The sequence below is a fragment of the Scytonema sp. UIC 10036 genome, from assembly GCF_009725235.1.
This window is the reverse complement of sequence record NZ_WJFC01000258.1, coordinates 1-17,730: the sequence shown is the minus strand read 5'-3', so window position 1 is coordinate 17,730 and position 17,730 is coordinate 1. Positions and strand designations below refer to the sequence as shown.

Sequence of the window (17,730 nt, the reverse complement as noted above, 5' to 3'; positions counted from 1 at the left end):
ATCATAGATTCAATTATTAGATATTTATAAAAGTTAAAACATATGTCTTTTTTAATTATTTGTGCGCTAGCAGTTCTGTTTTTTTTCATATTAAAAAAAGCATTTGGTAAAGAGAAAATAATAAAGAGACATGGAAATTTGTCAGAAATAAGAAAAGCATATAAAAATTTTAGACACAAAATAAAAAAAGAAGACTTAGCTCGAAGACATAGAGAAAATCTTCAAAGATTGGATAGTGAAAATACTAAACGGCAACTGATAGAACTTAGTAGAGAAATTGAGCACATGTTACTACTAAGAAAAGAATCAGATATGACATCACAATTAATTCAGAAAGTCAAGCTAGCGATGAAAGATTTCATTAAACAAGAAAACTATAATGCATTGATAGAAATCTATGACATTCTGGTCTCAAAAAATCAAATCAATAAAAATAATTTTTTAGCTTCTGTTTTAGAAAAATACGGTTCAAAATAAAAATTTGGAGAAAAAGATATGGCAGCATCAGAGGAATTAGCAAATTTTTTGATGGGTTTTGTAAATTCAGTTAGAACAAGAAGCCTAGAATGGAAGCAAGAAAAACTTGGTGAAATTATTGAGATACAGCGTAGAAGTGCAACAGCAACTCGTGAACTACATGAAGAACTTAAAAAAAAGGAAGCAATTCTTAAATATGAAATAGACAAAATTAATGTCCAAGGTGAAGCAGAATTACAAATGCTTAAGGATAAATATAATCAAGAAATAAATGACTATAAGGAATTTTTAAAAGCCATTGATGAACTGAAGGACAAACTTAAGCAATCATATTCTCAAATGCCATTAACTCTTATTTTAAGCGTCCATCGTCATGCGAAACACTTGTTGAATAGTATGTGGGAAGCAAGCGATATAGAGGATAAGATTTTACTAGAGCGTAAATTTACAAAATTTTTAGTAACGATACATGAAGATACGACTCTTCTTTTAAATGCCAGTGGAAATCCCCCAACTCTACCGCAAAAAACAATAGATATGATGAATGAAGAATGAGACTGATGCATTCCAGTCTCACAAGTTTATATAAGCCCTGCTACATGACTTTTTTAAGCAAAACCTACGCAGTATTGTCTTAGCACCGTTAATTTTGAAAGTGCTAACGTCCATAATCTTGTTTTGAACAATGGAACTGTAATTGAGTTCTGCGATCGCGATTGGTGAAACTGAGGTTAGCTGAATATCAAACAGGATGTAGGTTTCCTAAATTTGTGGAAGCACTTTGATATCTACACCATATTTCTGACCGATTTCATACAACTTTGCCAATTGCTCTTTCAATGCTTCAGCTAATTTCTCGTCTGGTGGTACGATAGTCTTCTTACCTTTTGGTACTAAATACAAGACGTACAGCGAAATAAAATCAACTAAAGTTCCCAATCCCGGTAAAGCATGTTTGTCTGCTTGTTTTCCTGCAAGGAGAATAGCCAAACCACCTTCTATCGAGTTCCTTGTTACCTCTAAAAATTGACTGATGAGTTCTTGGACAAAGTCTTGCGGGGAAAGGTTTTCTAACTTTTGTAAATTGGGAGTAAATTCATATCCTGCTGCTGTTGCTTGTTCTTGAACGCACCACTGAGTAAATTCTTGCAGCGCTTCATCACTTAGGTGTAAAAGATATTTGTGTAATGTTGGTTCTGTCACAAGTTCACCAATGTAAATGTATGTAAAGAAGAGAATGCCACAAACTCGTCGCAAAGTTATCCTCAGCGCTTTTGCGACGAGTTTGTGATACCAATTTGAACAAAGAGTGCGATAGATTGTTAGTTCAAATCAAGTCTAGACAGGACTTTCTCAATCCAAAATCTAAAATCTAAAATCCAAAATGGTATGAGATTATTTATGCTGTCCGAAAACGTGCGAGTTCTTGACCCGTTTTCGCATCGTGAGCATGAACAGTACAAACGAGACAAGAGTCAAACGATCGCGCTACGTGTCCAACTTCAATAGGATCGCTCTTGTCCACAATAGGCGTTCCAATCAAAGCTTCTTCAATAGGTCCGCGTACCCCTTGAGCATCTCTTGGTCCTACGTTCCAAGTTGTGGGAGCAATCACTTGGTAGTTTTTAATCTTGCCATTTTCTAATTCCACCCAATGGCATAGAGAACCCCGTGCTGCTTCTGTTGCACCCCAACCACGTCCGTCTTTTTCCGTTGGTTTAATATACCAAGGGTCATTTAACCGGAACTCACGCAAGCAATGTTCTGCTTGTCGGTACAGCTTGACAATTTCATGCACTCGTGCCAACTGACGCAGGTGAGTACTTGCTCCACCCATTGCCTTGAATGCATTCAAGATAAATCCATCGTAATGCTGCCAAGATTCGCCATGTGTGCCGCCTGCTACTAACTGACGTGCAAGTGCTCCTGCTTCCAAACGTCCATAGTCTTGATGGCGGACTGCAGTTGCCCAAGAGTAGGCATTTTCAAAGTCTTTGTCGTTCTGCTCAATTGGTTGAGTCACGCGATTAAAAGGATGAATATCTTCTGTCCCTTCGTCATACCAGGCGTGAGTGGTATTTTCGCGAGCAAAAGTATGATCCATGAGAGTGTGAGTATCACTAAAACTGTCATACACGCCACTCTTCATAATCATGGCAGCATTGCGGGTAGCAATTGTAGGCTTTTGGTACTTATCTTCATGGGGTAAATATCCCCAAGTCACATACTTACCTACACCTGCACCATACTTATCTAAACCAATATCCAAACCCATGCGCCAGTAAAAACCTAAGTCAGAATTGGCATGACTTGGACTTTCTTCCAGCCAAACCATAAAGTCTTCATAGGTTTTGATTTGTTCATAACGTTCTAAAGAACAACCCAACCACACTGGTTCTAACCAATTGGTGCGGAAATATTCTAGAATTGACCATGCACGGGTAATGTCCGTTAAAGTCGGGGCGCACATCACACCACCAGGCACCATGTAGCTAGAATGAGGCCACTGTCCCCCCAGTAATGCATAAATTTCTACTGGCTTACCAGAAATTGTGACACCGAGTTCGTAGGATTTACCAGTAAAGGCTGCAAAGCGCCTGCAAGCTTCTTCATAAAAAGAACTTTGCTGGTACTTTTTATGTGTCAGATCGATAGCAAATAGACCGTAAAAGTAGCGGGGAATGCTTTGAATTGTTTCAACGATTTGACCGAGATTTCTTGCTAAAATCGCATTGCGTGGAACCTCCGTTCCCCATGCTGTATCTAATGCCCAAGATGCACAAGTCAAGTGAGAACCACCGCAAATACCGCAAATACGAGGTGTTGCAATTAATCCTGCTTGCGGATCTTTGCCTCTAAGAATAATTTCAAATCCGCGAAAAAGTTCGGCATGAGTCCAAGCGTTAACCACATACCCATCTTCTATATCTACGCGAACATCTAAATCACCCTCGACTCTTCCAACGGGCGATATATCTAATGTTTGGATTGTCATTTTTGTCTTTGGTTAGTGGTTAGTGGTTAGTGGTTAGTAGTTGGTGGTTAGTGGTTAGTGGTTAGTAATTAGTTATTATTAACGACTAACAACTAACAACTAACAACTAACTAAACTGTAAAAATATCTTCTTCTGCCCAAGTGGGTACCATGTTCTTAGCGACAACGGTAAGAAAAGCATAGTCTTGTCTTTTCATACCGGGCGGTATGTCTTTGGGCACTCCCATCAGGGTTTGTGTCTTAAACACTGTTCCTGGTTCGAGATCGTAAAAGGGGAATTCTGGTTCGGTACAACCCAAACACGGCATTCCCGCACGGGTTTTGGAGGAGACTCGGTTCCATAAAATCCGGTTGCATGAAGAATGAGTCATGGGACCGCGACAACCCAAGTCGTAGAACAAGCATCCTTTGCGCTGACCAAACTCCGCAACTGATGCTTTGTAGGCAAAATGGACGTTACGGGTACAACCTGTTTGTGTAAAACTTTTGAAAAACGTTTGCGGGCGATTGAATTCGTCAAGGGTTACGTCGTTCAAACGCCCTGTTGCGATCGCGACTAATATTTGACTGATCCAGTCAGGATGAGCGGGACATCCAGGGATATTAATGACTGGAAGACCGGCTTGAGATCGATATTCTGTTCCTAAAAAACCACCCTTTTGCCGTTTGAGAAATTGCAATCCCTGCGATTGGCTGGGGTTGGGTGCAGTGGCTGGTATTCCTCCCCATGTTGCGCAGTCTCCTACTGCTACAACAAATTTGGCAGCTTTTGATAAATCCAGCAACCAATCTTTCATGGGGCGATCGGCAAACCGATTCCAGTGACCTGTCCCGTTAGGAGCATTAACCACAGTACCTTCAAAGACTAAGATGTCGAGAGGGATTTTTCCAGAAATACAGTCTCGCAAAAGTGCTTGTAAGTTATCACCTAGTTCCAGTCCCAAAGACGGATGCCATAGGACTTTAATGCCAAAATCAGCGATTAAATCGCAGACGGTAGGTTCTTCAGCATTCAAAAATGATATGGTGTTGCCCGAACAGGCACCACCTTGCAACCAGAGTACGTTAGTCATCTGTGGTGTATTTTTATTGCCGACAATAATTAAGGGTTAGGGGGTAGGGAGTAGGGGTTGGGGAGAAGGATGAGTCCAAAGACTACATCATGATTGAAACCTCTGTAGGTACAGGGTTCCTTTTACCCCTAACCCCTACCCCCTAACCTCTAGCCCTTCTCGTTCAAACGATCGGTTCAGTAGAGTCTCAACAAAGACAATTTGGTAAGTAAGAATGTATGAAAAAGAGGCTTGGATCGGGAGTGGCGTTGAAGATCCAAGCCTCTCCAACAGCGAGGAAATTATGCCAACGGTGGCACATTACCTATGGAAATTTTTTAAAACAAGACTTAGCGAAACTGCGTGAGAGCCTTACCTGTTAACCAACATTTCTATTTTATTATGAATTATTTTGCCATGTGGTGCTTCACGAGCGATCTAAAATTCATTAAACCATGACAACAACTGAAGCCTTTCATCACTTGCGTTGTTTTTGCGCTCGCGTACCTTAAAATCTTATATTTATACAGGTGTCACTAGCTCTTTACTGCACATTCAATTGATAGATTTATTGTCCTGTGGGATTTGCATATTCTTGTCTTTCCTAAAGTAGCGGTATAACATCGAGAAGATAGAGTCTAAATAATGATGTCTATGTTGTGGCTTCTGTATCATTAGAAAATCCAAATTTTTTTAGAAAATTTTTTTAAAACTTAGATAAGTATCATAAGGTATTTTAAATAAATTTTTGTTATGTATTTCTAGAAAAACTGAGCAGATTTTTGAAGAAATTCTTAAGAATTATGACAGTATATTACTAGTTTGATATCAGGTGATGTTAATTTAATAGGAGATTTTTTGTTACTTTCACTAGGAATTCTCCTATCTCTTATTGGTGGTGCTCTTGGTGGAATGCTTAGAGCAAAGAGTTTGTTATCAATTTTCTGCTACACTGGCAGCTTATTAGGTCTGCGGTGTCATTCCCGCATCATTGTAGGTAGCATACTACAGATTTACTGAATTAACCATTCAATTACGAACAAATAATTATTTGGTCATGGTCACTGGTCCTGTTATAGAGACATTTATGTTCAGATTGCGTGGTTTCTGCTAATTATTTTCAAAGGAAGTTATTTCGCGATCAGTTTATTTTATCAAACAAATAGCGATCGCGACTATCATAGGTTCGTTATCTTAGTCTCACTAGCATTAATCAAACTCCCTTATTATAGCAGTTGCAACATCTAGCTTACTGACAGGTATAATGATGCTTCCTCTTCAAAGACTTCAAATGCAGTAGGTTGAATGTTAGCGATCCGTTAACCGTTACAATTAAGAGCCAGAATAAATTATACATGACTCAAGAAACACTTGAAGAATTAGTTAAAGAAATCAGCCGATTTGAAGCAATTATTGTTGAATGGGTGAAACCATAGAGGTGTAGCTGCTGGTTTGAAACGGGCAATTGAAGCTTACACAAGAAGCATTGACACGTTTAATTAAAAGTGTTAAGCAGAATCATGCAGCCCTACGCAATGCTGTTCAAGACGAAGTCGTGTATGGAGTTTTGCTGTATAACGAACTTATAAACTCCCGTAGCGCCTTATCACAACGCATTCAAGAAGCTCTTGAGCAAGTCGTCAGGTTAAAAAGCATAATGGAGATTCAGCTTGTACTATTAACCACAGACACGGTAGAAGTAAATAATAGGAGCTGCGGTCATTGTCCGCTTCCAATCTCACATTATCTCAAAGCATCGAACAGGCAATAAAAACATATTGTCTGAAATTACGCACGTTATAGCATTCATTGATTTGTTAGAGGATGTTTGAAAAGTCTCCCTTGTATAAGATCTCTAACCCTCTTCCAAGAGGAATAATTTCTCAAAGTCTCCATTTTAAGGAGGATTAAGGAGGAGCTAAAGTTTGGATACCTCAGCCATACTTTCAAACATCCTCTGGAACAGTTCCCGATTTCTCAAGGGATACACTGGGAATGAGGGGTATCACCTCATTCGCCAATTTCTGTTCTCTTCCCAGCTAGAAGCTCCCGTACCCATCTTCTTGTGCGCAACTCCAAGATACCTCATCATATATTCTGCTCGATCATCGCAAGTATCCAGCCGGATTCTCACTTTCAGGTGCGATCGCACTTAAGTAGCTGCTTTTATACCTTGTACCTACATGAGACAAACTCATTTGAGCAGTTGCATAACTCCGTAAAGAATTTCTGCCTGTTGCTTTCTGGTCATAATTAAGGAATTGAATTTAAAAACATTCTGACTAAATAATATAATAGATATCATCTTTTTTAAACGCATAAAATTGAAGAAAGCAAATACGCAAGGTCGAGGATTCTGGGGTGTATTTGCTTCTTATTGACAAACATCTACTGCTATTATATGCCACTCGTGATTTGACACGATAAAGTTTAGCCATGCATGTACGCGTTTTGCAAAAGGTTACTGCGCACTTCACTTGAAGATCTTGAAGCGAAGATGGGGTTGAACGTCAAAGTATCTATTTATGCTTTTGGCGATAAGCGGAACGCTTTTCTCAGAGCATCAAGTTGTATCGAGAGCAGGGACTGCTTCGTTCGCGAGCAACTTAACCGCTTTGATTCTCCCCAAAGCCATTTCCAAATGGCTTTGCTGGGAGAATCAAAGCGGTTAAGTTGCTCGCGAACGAAGCAGTCTGCTCTCGATACAACTTGATGCTCTGAGAAAAGCGTTCGCTTATCGCCAAAAGCAAATAGATACTTTGACGTTCAACCCCATCTTCGCTTCAAGATCTTCAAGTGAAGTGCGGAGTAACTTTTGCAAAACGCGTACATGCATGCTAAAGCTTTATCGGTGTCAAACTCACGAGTGCGCATAAATAGCAGTAGATGTTTGTAATTAGAAGCAAATACACCCCAGAATCCTCGACCTTGCGTACTTTGCTTTCTTCAATTTTATGCGTTTAAAAAAGATGATATCTATTATATTATTTAGTCAGAATGTTTTTAAAGTCAATATCCTTAATTATGACCAGAAAGCAACAGGCAGAAATTCTTTACGGAGTTATGCAACTGCTCAAATGAGTTTGTCTCATGTAGGTACAAGGTATAAAAGCAGCTATTAAGTGCGATCGCACCTGAAAGTGAGAATCCGCTGGATACTTCGCGATGATCGAGCAGTAATATATGATGAGGTATCTGTGGAGTTGCTGCACAAGAAGATCGGGTACGGTACTTCTAGCTGGGAACGAGAGACAGAAATTGGCGAATGAGGTGATACCCCTCATTCGCCAGTGTATCCCTTGAGAAATCGGGAACTGTTCCAAGAGGAGTTTGAAAAGTATGGCTGAGGTATCCAAAACTTTAGCTCCTCCTTAATCCTCCTTAAAATGGAGCTTTGAGAAATTATTCCTCTTGGAAAGGGTTAGAGATCTTATACAAGGGAGACTTTTCAAACATCCTCTAACAAATAATGAATGCTATACGTGCGTAATTTCAGACAATATGTTTTTATTCCTGTTCGATGCTTTGAGATAATGTGAGATTGGAAGCCACAATGACCGAAGCTCCTATTAATTTACTTCTACCGTGTCTGGTGTTTAATAGTACAAGCTGAAATCTCCATTATGCTTTTTAACCTGACGACTTGCTCAAGAGCTTCTTGAATGCGTTGTGATAAGGCGCTACGGGAGGTTTATAAGTTCGTGATACAGCAAAACTCCATACACGACTTCGTCTTGAACAGCATTGCGTAGGGCTGCATGATTCTGCTTAACACTTTTAATTAAACGTGTCAATGCTTCTTGTGTAAGCTTCAATTGCCCGTTTCAAACCAGCTACACCTCTATGGTTTCATCCATTCAAATAATTGCTTCAAATCGGCTGATTTCTTTAACTAATTCTTCAAGTGTTTCTTGAGTATGTATAATTTATTCTGCTCTTAATTGTAACGGTTAACGGATCGCTAACATTCAACCTACTGCATTTGAAGTCTTTGAAGAGGAAGCATCATTATACCTGTCAGTAAGCTAGATGTTGCAACTGCTATAATAAAGGGAGTTTGATTAATGCTAGTGAGACTAAGATAACGAACCTATGATAGTCGCGATCGCTATTTGTTTGATAAAATAAACTGATCGCGAATAACTTTCCTTTGGAAAATAATTAGCAGAAACCACGCAACTGAAACATAAATGTCTCTATAACAGGACCAGTGACCATGACCAAATAATTACTTGTTCGTAATTGAATGGTTAATTCAGTAAATCTGTAGTATGCTACCCTACAATGATGCGGGAATGCACCGCAGACTAATAAGCTGCAAGTGTAGCAGAAAATTGATAACAAACTTTTGCTCTAAGCATTCCACCAAGAGCACCACCAATAAGAGATAGGAGAATTCCTAGTGAAAGTAACAAAAAATCTCCTATTAAATTAACATCACCTGATATAAACTAGTGAATATACTGTCATAATTCTTAAGAATTTCTTCAAAAAATCTGCTCAGTTTTTCTAGAAATACATAACAAAAATTTATTTAAAATACCTTATGATACTTATCTAAGTTTTATATAAAAATTTTCTTAAAAAATTTTGGATTTTCTATTGATACAGAAGCCACAACATAGACATCATATTTAGACTCTATCTTCTCGATGTTATACGCTACTTAGGAAAGACAAGAATATGCAAATCCACAGACATAATCTATCAATTGAATGTGCAGTAAAGAGCTAGTGACACTGTATAAATATAAGATTTTAAGGTACGCGAGCGAAAAACAACGCAGTGATGAAGGCTTCAGTTGTTGTCATGGTTTAATGAATTTAGATCGCTCGTGAAGACCCATGGCAAAAAATTCATAATAAAATAGAAATGTTGGTTAACAGTAGCTCTCACGCAGTTTCGCTAAGTCTTGTTTTAAAAAATTTCCATAGTATTGCCCCGTTGGCATAATTTCCTCGTGTTGGAGAGGCTTGATCTTCAACGCACTCCGATCCAAGCCTCTTTTTCATACATTCTTACTTACAAATTGTCTTTGTTGAGACTCTACTGAACCGATCGTTTGAACGAGAAGGGCTAGAGGTAGGGGTAGGGTTAGGGTAAAAGGAACCCTGTACCTACAGAGGTTTCAATCATGATGTAGTCTTTGACTCATCCTTCTCCCCACCTACTCCTACCCCTAACCTTAATTATTGTGGCAATAAAAATACACACAGATGACTAACGTACTCTGTTGCAAGTGGTGCTGTTCGGCAACACATATCATTTTGATGCTGAAGAACCTACGTTGCGATTTAATCGCTGATTTTTGCATTAAGTCTATGGCATCCGTCTTTGGACTGGAACTAGGTGATAACTTACACATTTTGCGAGACTGTATTTCTGGAAAATCCCTCTCGACATCTTAGTCTTTGAAGGTACTGTGGTTATCTCTAACGGACAGTCACTGGAATCGGTTTGCCGATCGCCCATGAAAGATTGGTTGCTGGATTTATCAAAGCTGCAAATTTGTTGTAGCAGTAGAGATGCGCAACATGGGGAGGAATACACCACTGCACCCAACCCCAGCCAATCGCAGGATTGCAATTTCTCAAAGGCAAAAGGGTGGTTTTTTGGAAAGAATATCGATCTCAAGCCGGTCTTCCAGTCATTAATATCCTGATGTCGCTCATCCTGACTGGATCAGTCAAATATTAGTCGCATCGCAACAGGGCGTTTGAACGACGTAACCCTGACGAATTCAATCGCCGCAAACGTTTTTCAAAGTTTTACACAAACAGTTGTACCGTAACGTCCATTTTGCCTACAAAGCATCAGTTGCGGAGTTTGGTCAGCGCAAAGGATGCTTGTTCTACGACTGGTTGTCGCGGTCCCATGACTCATTCTTCATGCAACCGATTTTATGAACCGAGTCTCTCCAAACCCGTGCGGAATGCCTGTTTGGTTGTACCGACAGAATTCCCTTTTACGATCTCGAGACAGGAACAGTGTTTAAGACACAAACCCTGATGGAGTGCCCAAAGACATACCGCCGTATGAAAAGACAAGACTATGCTTTTCTTACCGTTGTCGCTAAGAACAATGTACCCACTTGGCAGAAGAAATATTTTACAGTTAGTTAGTTGTTAGTTGTTATTGTTAGTCGTTAATAAAACTAATTACTAACACTAACCAAACACCAACTACTAACACTAACCACTAACCACTAACAAGACAAAATGACAATCCAAACTTAGATATATCGCCCGTGGAAGAGTCGAGGTGATTTAGATGTTCGCGTAGATATAGAAGATGGTATGTGTTAACGCTTGACTCATGCGAACTTTTCGCGATTTGAAATTATTCTTAGAGGCAAGATCCGCAAGCAGATTAATTGCAACCCGTATTGCGGTATTTGCGGTGGTTCTCACTGACTTGTGCATCTTGCATTAGATACAGCATGGGGAACGGAGGTTCCACGCAATGCGATTTTAGCAAAAATCTCGGTCAAATCGTTGAAACAATTCAAGCATTCCCGTACTTTTACGGTCTATTTGCTATCGATCTGACAATAAAAGTACCAGCAAAGTTCTTTTATGAAGAAGCTTGCAGCGTTTGCAGCCTTTACTGTAAATCCTACGAATCGTGTCACATTCTGGTAAGCCAGTAGAAATTATGCATTACTGGGGACATGGCTCATTCTAGCTACATGGCCTGGTGTGTGATGTGCGCCCCGACTTTAACGACATTACCCGTGCATGGTCAATTCTAGAATATTTCCGCCAATTGTTAGAACAGTGTGGTTGGTTGTTCTTTAGAACGTTATGACAAATCAAACCTATGAAGACTTTATGGTTTGCTGAAGAAGTCCAAGTCATGCCAATTCTGACTTAGGTTTTTACTGGCGCATGGTTTGGATATTGGTTAGATAGTATGGTGCAGTGTAGTAAGTATGTGACTTGGGATATTTCCATGAATAAGTACAAAAGCTACAATTGCTACCCATGCTGCCATGATTATGAGAGTGCGTGTATGACAGTTTTAGTGATACTCACACTCTCATGATCATACTTTTGCTCGCGAAATACACTCACCCTGGTATGACGAAGGGACAGAAGATATTCATCCTTTTAATCGCGTGACTCAACAATTGAGCAGAACGACAAAGACTTTGAAAATGCCTACTTTGGGAACTGCAGTCGCCATCAAGACTATGGACGTTTGGAAGCAGGAGCACTGCACGTCAGTTAGTAGCAGCGGCACACATGGCGAATCTTGGCAGCATTACGATGGATTTATCTTGAATGCATTCAAGCAATGGTGGAGCAAGTACTCACTGCGTCAGTTGGCACGAGTGCATGAAAATTGTCAAGCTGTACCGACAAGCAGAACATGCTTGCGTGAGTTCCGGTTAAATGAACTTGTATATTAAACCAACGAAAAAGACGACGTGTTGGGTGCAACAGAAGCAGACGGGTTCTCTATGCCATTGGGTGAATTAAAAATGCAAGATTAAAACTACCAAGTGATTGCTCCACAACTGAACGTAGGACAAGAGATGCTCAAGGTACGCGACTATGAAGAAGCTTGATTGGAACGCCTATGTGGACAGAACGATCCTATTGAAGTTGACACGTACGCATCGTTGACTCTTGTTCGTTTGTACTGTTATAGCTCACGATGCGAAAACGGTCAAGAACTCGCCGTTTTCGACAGCATAAATAATCTATACATTTTGGATTTAGATTTAGATTTTGATTGAGAAAGTCCTGTCTAGAATGATTGAACTAACAATCTATCGCACTCTTTGTTCAAATTGGTATACAAACTCGTCGCAAAGCGCTGAGATAACTTGCGACGAGTTTGTGGCATTCTCTTCTTTACATACATTACATTGGTGAACTTGTGACAGAACAACATACACAAATATCTTTTACACCTAAGTGATGAAGCGCTGCAGAATTTACTCAGTGGTGCGTTCAAAAACAGCACAGCAGCAGGATATGAATTTATCCATTTACAAAAGTTAGAAACTTTCCGCAGACTTTGTCAGAACTCATCAGTCAATTTTTAGAGTAACAAGGAACTCGATAGAAGTGGTTTGGCTATTCTCCTTGCAGAAAACAAGCAGACAAACATGCTTTACCGGGATTGGGACTTAGTTATTTTATTTCGCTGTACGTCTGTATTTAGTACAAAAGTAAGAAGACTATCGTACACAGACGAGAAATTAGCTGAAGCATTGAAAGAGCAATTGGCAAAGTTGTATGAAATCGTCAGAAATATGGTGTAGATATCAAAGTCTTCCACAAATTTAGGAACCTACATCCTGTTTGATATTCAGCTAACTCAGTTTCACAATCGCGATCGCAACTCATTACAGTTCCATTGTTCAAAAAGATTATGGACGTTGCACTTCAAAATAACGGTGCTAAGACAATACTGCGTAGGTTTTGCTTAAAAAAGTCATGTAGCAGGGCTTATATAAACTTGTGAGCTGGAAGCATCAGTCTCATTCTTCATTCATCATATCTATTGTTTTTGCGTAGAGTTGGGGATTTCACTGCATTTAAAAGAAGAGTCGTATCTTCATGTATTTACTAAAAATTTTGTAAATTTACGCTCTAGTAAAATCTTATCTCTATATCGCTTGCTTCCCACATACTATTAACAAGTGTTCGCATGACGATGACGCTTAAATAAGAGTTAATGCATTTGAGAATATGATTGCTTAAGTTTGTCCTTCAGTCATCAATGGCTTTAAAAATTCTTATATATTTATTTCTTGATTATATTATCCTTAAGCATTTGTAATTCTGCTTCACCTTGGACATTAATTTTGTCTATTTCATATTTAAGAATTGCTTCCTTTTTTTTAAGTTTTCATGTAGTCACGAGTTCTGTTGCATTCTACGCGTATCTCAATAATTTCACCAAGTTTTTCTTGCTTCCATCTAGCTTCTTGTTCTAACTGAATTTACAAAACCATCAAAAATTTGCTAATTCCTCTGATGCTGCATATCTTTTCTCCAAATTTTTATTTGAACCGTATTTTTCTAAACAGAAGCTAAAAAATTATTTTTTGATTTGATTTTTTGAGACAGATGTCATAGATTTCTATCAATGCATTATATTTTCTTGTTTAATGAAATTTTCATCGCTAGCTTGACTTTCTGAATTAATTGTGATGTCATACTCGATTTTTTTCTTAGTAGTAACTGTGTCAATTCTCTACTAAGTTCTATCAGTTGCCGTTAGTATTTTCACTATCCAATCTTTGAAGATTTTCTCTATGTCTTCGAGCTAAGTCTTTTTTTATTTGTTCTAAAATTTTATATGCTTTCTTATTTCTGACAAATTTCCATGTCTTATTTTTTTCTCTTTACAATGCTTTTTTAATATGAAAAAAAAGAACTGCTAGCGCCAAATAATTAAAAAGAATATTTTTACTTTTATAATATCTAATAATTGAATCTATGATTGATAGAACTCAAGAGATTGTTTATATAGCAATAATGAAAGTAGTTTCTCTAAATTAGTAAGAATACCTTCTATGGAACTATTAGTTTTTGTATAATTTATGTACAAGCATTTCTTACTATAATAATTTGCGAGTGTAAAGATAAACTCTGTCTTTTGATAGATATGAAATTAAATTTTTTGGTTATTTGTTAAGAACACATAATAACAGAAGTGTCAGCGATCGCACTACGCACTCCTCATCCAATCCTATACTCAGCCTCCAAAACCCAATCGCTATAAAAAGTTTCACCTTAATTCCAACGTGCCGTCAAGCGATCGCACTTGCAAAGCAGTTGCCTTTGGACTTAACGGTCTTTTAACGGAAAAACCCCAGCCTTGATAGCCAGGGAGAACATGAAAACCCAAGTGTCGATTAAAGTTTGAAGCGAATTCACTCTTCTTAAGCAGCCATAAAAGCAACCAAAGTTAAAGTAGCCACCAGTAATGTCGCAAACACGCCTTGGATAACGTATTGACGCTGTTCCCAAATTGCAGGGTATTCAGCAAAGTACATTTTAGTCTCGGTTGGATAGTTGTTGAGAACGCCGTCTTCATTAACAGTTGTGTACATAGCTTGTTTCCTTATTTCTTAACTTATGTAAATAAATATAACGATATTGTTACAAAATATCAAGAGTGCTTGACGGAGAAAAATAAATAGTATCCATAAGAAGAGTTAATCTGTAGGTTGTGCTCATGCGATGCCATCGGGTGGGATGGTGTCAGGTGTGCTAAGCGCTCAAGGGAGGCGATCGGAACAAACTTACGAGTCGCGTTCGCCCTTGGCGCAAGCTGTACCCGGCTTATCGTTCCCCAAGGTGCTAAGTAAAGTCCTCACTTTGTGGTTGCCCGTCATCAGGAATTCCCTCAACATCTAGTTGAAATGCCCTAGCAAGAATTTTGAGAGAGATTGCCAGTTCGCGAGCTAAAGCAACAGTCCTCTCATACTCAAAAGCACCGCGATAGATTTGCTAAGGTTTAACCCCAATTCATTTAGTTTCAGAACAGCTACAGAAATGCGTTCTCAAGTACGGCGAAGAAGTGATGCTCGATACTGCCGTTCGCCTGAAAAAGAACGGAGCGATCGCTAACTTGGAAGACCCCACCGATTACTTTTTAGGATTACGGCAATACAGAGTTAACTTGTTATTAATAATTGTTAGTACTATTTTTTACCTATAATTTACAAAATTTTACATTATTTACCGGAAATGTACGTATCTAGTATTGTTGTTTATTACAAGCAAACGTATTGACTCTCAGCAAAAATTATGAAATCCGTTGTTCTTAACTGTTTGTTTGTTATGACCTCCGTTTTGGGAATTGCAGGTCAAGCTTCGGCTGAACGTCTTGTAACTGCTGCGATTAGCTCAAATGGAATAGTTTATCAAGTAGATTTAGACAACCGATCTGAATACAAAACTAAGGCTGGATGGAGGCACGTCAACTTCTGGCTTAGTACTAAAGGAGACATCAAAAAACATTCTGCGATTGCAGCTTGTTCTCCGTATGATGTCAAGGCAGAATACTACAACTTTGACTGGCATCCTAATAATGGCGGATATCCTGAAGGGACAGTGGCTGGAGACATTGCTAGGGTTGCTTGTGACCATCCATGAGAGATTAAGATAAAGCGCCATATTACGAGTCCTAGCATTATGAACAAATTAGTGTGGGTTCAAAGCCCACACTATATGCCATCCGGTGTTCCCCGTTCCCCGTTCCCTGTTCCCTTTTACAGTAAATGGACTTGTTCAGGTATTAAACTATGCAGATGGCTGTTCTAAATTAACTTTGACAACTTTGTTATTAACTGAAGTGGCATATTGAAGAATTCTTGCGGCAGACTAAGAAGGCAGATAACACATACACTGACAAAATGAACGATTCTTTTCCAGCAGATATTCAGCGATCAATTCAGCAAAGCTTGCAAGAAATTGCTTCGCAAATGGGACAGCCCCTGGATGAGATAGCAGCAGAACGGCTGTATCGAGATGCCAGTGTTCTGCTCGACGGCATAGAGTGTGAACCACTTACCTTAGCACGGGTGGCAGGAACGTTACTCGTATATCAAGTGCAGAAGACAGAACCAGGAGAATTGGAGTGGTTCAAATCTCAAGTGCAGCAATGTTCCACTGATGAAGAAGTTGAGGAACTCATCGAATCCATCAATCGAACTGATACGCTATAAAACGAAATTACGAAAAAACCCAGTCTATTGTGACTGGGCTTTCTCATCAATTAATTATTGCTTCCTAGCTCAATGGCAGTAACGGGAAATTATAACCCAAGCAACCAATTAAGCAGCAGGCTGTTCTAAATTAACTTTAACAACTTTGTTCTTTTCTTCCTCTTTCTTGGGCAGAGTCAGATTCAAGATACCGTCTTTGTATTCAGCAGTCACATCAGTATTTTGAACTTTAACAGGCAATGGAATCACGCGTTGAAACTTACCATAGTGGAACTCAGTCCGTGTCATGCCTTTGTCTTCGTTCTTGGTTTCGGACTTGCGCTCTCCACTAATAGAAATGGTGTTTTCTGTTACTTGGATATCTAAATCTTTAGCATCCATACCAGGAAGTTCTAGCTTGAGGTACACCGCATCATCTGTTTGGGTCAGTTCGGCAGCAGGAACTTTTACGAAGTCTCTTTCAAATGGGACTCTTGTTTCTTCAAACAGGCGTTGGATCGCGTTTAATTCTTGCCAGGGATTGTAACGAATTAATGTCATAGTTGTAACTTAATTTATGTAATTCAGTCTTGTTTGTTTACTTTCAATTCCTATAGTATTGCTAGGAAAATCCTTGAATATTCGGCTTAAACTACTTTCTATTTCATGATGACCGTAAAATGATTTAACCCTACTAAAAAGTACGGTAAACCGAATGATTAAGGGAGCATCCCAATTTGTTTTTTCCAAATTGGGATGCTCTCAAGAGTACTGTTTGTGAGCGCTAAAATAACGTCCAGAGTCGTAGAACTCACATACAAAGCATTCTGAACAAGTTGTGACATTATGAATGATTAAGTACAAACCTTACCATCTGACTTGCTAAGAGAATTTTTGAGGCTCTATGTTGCTATAAGGGCAATATTATACATCATTTTTACTTAAAAATCAATCATTTTTAGTTATCATTTTAATAAAAAAACAAAATTGATTTTATTTATAATGGTTTTTAGACTGAAATTAATTAGAGAAACTGATATAACAAAAAAACAACATGAGCAAGATACTCACTCCAACAAGTGAAAGCGAGCAACCAGTTACCTCAAACACGTTAAAAAAAGGTAAAACCCAACCTTCCTGTATGGAGCTTGTCATCAAACACATACGTTCTAGACCATACACAAGTGCCTTGTTGGTGAAAGACATCAATTTGTACGGTTCGGCGGCTGTTAGCAGATGTTTAAAAAAGCTCAAAGATGAAGGGTTGATAGATCGTATATGGGATCAAAGAAAAATGTGCTTTGTATATTACAACCAAAAGCTTTGATGATGTTATAGTAGGAGATTAAGTCCATAGAAACGGCATAACGCTGTGCTGCCTTTCCAATTTCATTCAAATACAACGCCTTCATGCAGCAGCTCGATAGGAAACTCAAATTCAATGCAGGAGAAGGCGATCGCATCTCCTACTGTGTACGAGGATGTTTGAAAAGTTATGATTGATGTATCAAATATTTATTACCCCACCCTAACCC

Annotated in this window: 16 protein-coding genes; 11 read left to right on the top strand and 5 right to left on the bottom strand. The window is 38.8% G+C overall.

All coding sequences use genetic code 11. The features are described 5' to 3' along the window. The first annotated feature begins 42 nt into the window (after nucleotides 1-42). Nucleotides 43-477 carry a hypothetical protein gene (locus F7734_RS55020; RefSeq protein ID WP_155752644.1) on the top strand — a complete coding sequence of 145 codons (435 nt, stop codon included), beginning with the start codon at nucleotides 43-45 and terminating at the stop codon, nucleotides 475-477. Nucleotides 478-495: 18 nt separating this feature from the next. After that, nucleotides 496-1,032 carry a hypothetical protein gene (locus tag F7734_RS55015; RefSeq protein WP_155752643.1) on the top strand — a complete coding sequence of 179 codons (537 nt, stop codon included), beginning with the start codon at nucleotides 496-498 and terminating at the stop codon, nucleotides 1,030-1,032. Nucleotides 1,033-1,239: 207 nt separating this feature from the next. Here the strand turns inward: F7734_RS55015 and F7734_RS55010 are convergent, their stop codons facing one another. The 3 genes from F7734_RS55010 to F7734_RS55000 all read right to left on the bottom strand — a co-directional run bounded on the left by F7734_RS55010 (nucleotide 1,240) and on the right by F7734_RS55000 (nucleotide 4,545). Beyond that, nucleotides 1,240-1,680: a hypothetical protein gene (locus F7734_RS55010; RefSeq protein WP_166482755.1), complete on the bottom strand. Its 441-nt coding sequence runs from the start codon at nucleotides 1,678-1,680 to the stop codon at nucleotides 1,240-1,242. A 196-nt stretch (nucleotides 1,681-1,876) separates the two neighbouring features. Then, nucleotides 1,877-3,472 (bottom strand): nickel-dependent hydrogenase large subunit, encoded by a 1,596-nt coding sequence (locus F7734_RS55005; protein WP_155752641.1) that lies wholly within the window; start codon nucleotides 3,470-3,472, stop codon nucleotides 1,877-1,879. Between the two features lie 110 nt (nucleotides 3,473-3,582). Beyond that, a complete protein-coding gene (locus F7734_RS55000; protein ID WP_155752640.1) occupies nucleotides 3,583-4,545 on the bottom strand; it encodes a hydrogenase small subunit in 963 nt (320 codons plus the stop codon). Nucleotides 4,546-5,825: 1,280 nt separating this feature from the next. On the opposite strand from F7734_RS55000, the gene F7734_RS65895 reads away from it, so the two are divergent. From F7734_RS65895 to F7734_RS54985, 4 genes are all read left to right on the top strand, one after another. Continuing rightward, on the top strand, nucleotides 5,826-5,960 hold the full coding sequence (locus F7734_RS65895) for a hypothetical protein (RefSeq protein WP_279239890.1): 135 nt from the start codon (nucleotides 5,826-5,828) through the stop codon (nucleotides 5,958-5,960). 29 nt (nucleotides 5,961-5,989) lie between these two features. Further along, nucleotides 5,990-6,295, top strand: coding sequence for a hypothetical protein (locus F7734_RS64795; RefSeq protein ID WP_243147584.1), 306 nt, complete (start codon nucleotides 5,990-5,992; stop codon nucleotides 6,293-6,295). 5,385 nt (nucleotides 6,296-11,680) lie between these two features. Beyond that, nucleotides 11,681-11,935: a hypothetical protein gene (locus tag F7734_RS64790; protein WP_243147583.1), complete on the top strand. Its 255-nt coding sequence runs from the start codon at nucleotides 11,681-11,683 to the stop codon at nucleotides 11,933-11,935. A gap of 2,236 nt (nucleotides 11,936-14,171) precedes the next feature. Then, nucleotides 14,172-14,345 carry a hypothetical protein gene (locus tag F7734_RS54985; RefSeq protein WP_155752639.1) on the top strand — a complete coding sequence of 58 codons (174 nt, stop codon included), beginning with the start codon at nucleotides 14,172-14,174 and terminating at the stop codon, nucleotides 14,343-14,345. Nucleotides 14,346-14,425: 80 nt separating this feature from the next. Here F7734_RS54985 and F7734_RS54980 read toward each other — a convergent pair whose 3' ends face one another. Then, entirely contained in the window at nucleotides 14,426-14,596 is a 171-nt protein-coding gene (locus tag F7734_RS54980) for a ssl1498 family light-harvesting-like protein (RefSeq protein ID WP_155752638.1), read from the bottom strand. A 130-nt stretch (nucleotides 14,597-14,726) separates the two neighbouring features. On the opposite strand from F7734_RS54980, the gene F7734_RS54975 reads away from it, so the two are divergent. The 4 genes from F7734_RS54975 to F7734_RS54960 all read left to right on the top strand — a co-directional run bounded on the left by F7734_RS54975 (nucleotide 14,727) and on the right by F7734_RS54960 (nucleotide 16,216). Further along, nucleotides 14,727-14,903, top strand: coding sequence for a hypothetical protein (locus F7734_RS54975; RefSeq protein WP_155752637.1), 177 nt, complete (start codon nucleotides 14,727-14,729; stop codon nucleotides 14,901-14,903). A 166-nt stretch (nucleotides 14,904-15,069) separates the two neighbouring features. Beyond that, nucleotides 15,070-15,207: a hypothetical protein gene (locus tag F7734_RS54970; RefSeq protein ID WP_155752636.1), complete on the top strand. Its 138-nt coding sequence runs from the start codon at nucleotides 15,070-15,072 to the stop codon at nucleotides 15,205-15,207. Between the two features lie 89 nt (nucleotides 15,208-15,296). After that, nucleotides 15,297-15,644 (top strand): hypothetical protein, encoded by a 348-nt coding sequence (locus tag F7734_RS54965; protein WP_155752635.1) that lies wholly within the window; start codon nucleotides 15,297-15,299, stop codon nucleotides 15,642-15,644. 260 nt (nucleotides 15,645-15,904) lie between these two features. Beyond that, nucleotides 15,905-16,216, top strand: a complete 312-nt coding sequence (locus tag F7734_RS54960) for a hypothetical protein (RefSeq protein ID WP_155752634.1) — start codon at nucleotides 15,905-15,907, stop codon at nucleotides 16,214-16,216. Between the two features lie 108 nt (nucleotides 16,217-16,324). On the opposite strand, the gene F7734_RS54955 is transcribed toward F7734_RS54960, so the two are convergent. Next, nucleotides 16,325-16,756: an Hsp20/alpha crystallin family protein gene (locus F7734_RS54955; RefSeq protein ID WP_155752633.1), complete on the bottom strand. Its 432-nt coding sequence runs from the start codon at nucleotides 16,754-16,756 to the stop codon at nucleotides 16,325-16,327. Nucleotides 16,757-17,249: 493 nt separating this feature from the next. Here F7734_RS54955 and F7734_RS54950 point away from each other — a divergent pair, with 493 nt between their 5' ends. After that, nucleotides 17,250-17,522 (top strand): hypothetical protein, encoded by a 273-nt coding sequence (locus F7734_RS54950; RefSeq protein ID WP_155752632.1) that lies wholly within the window; start codon nucleotides 17,250-17,252, stop codon nucleotides 17,520-17,522. Nucleotides 17,523-17,730: the final 208 nt, after the last annotated feature.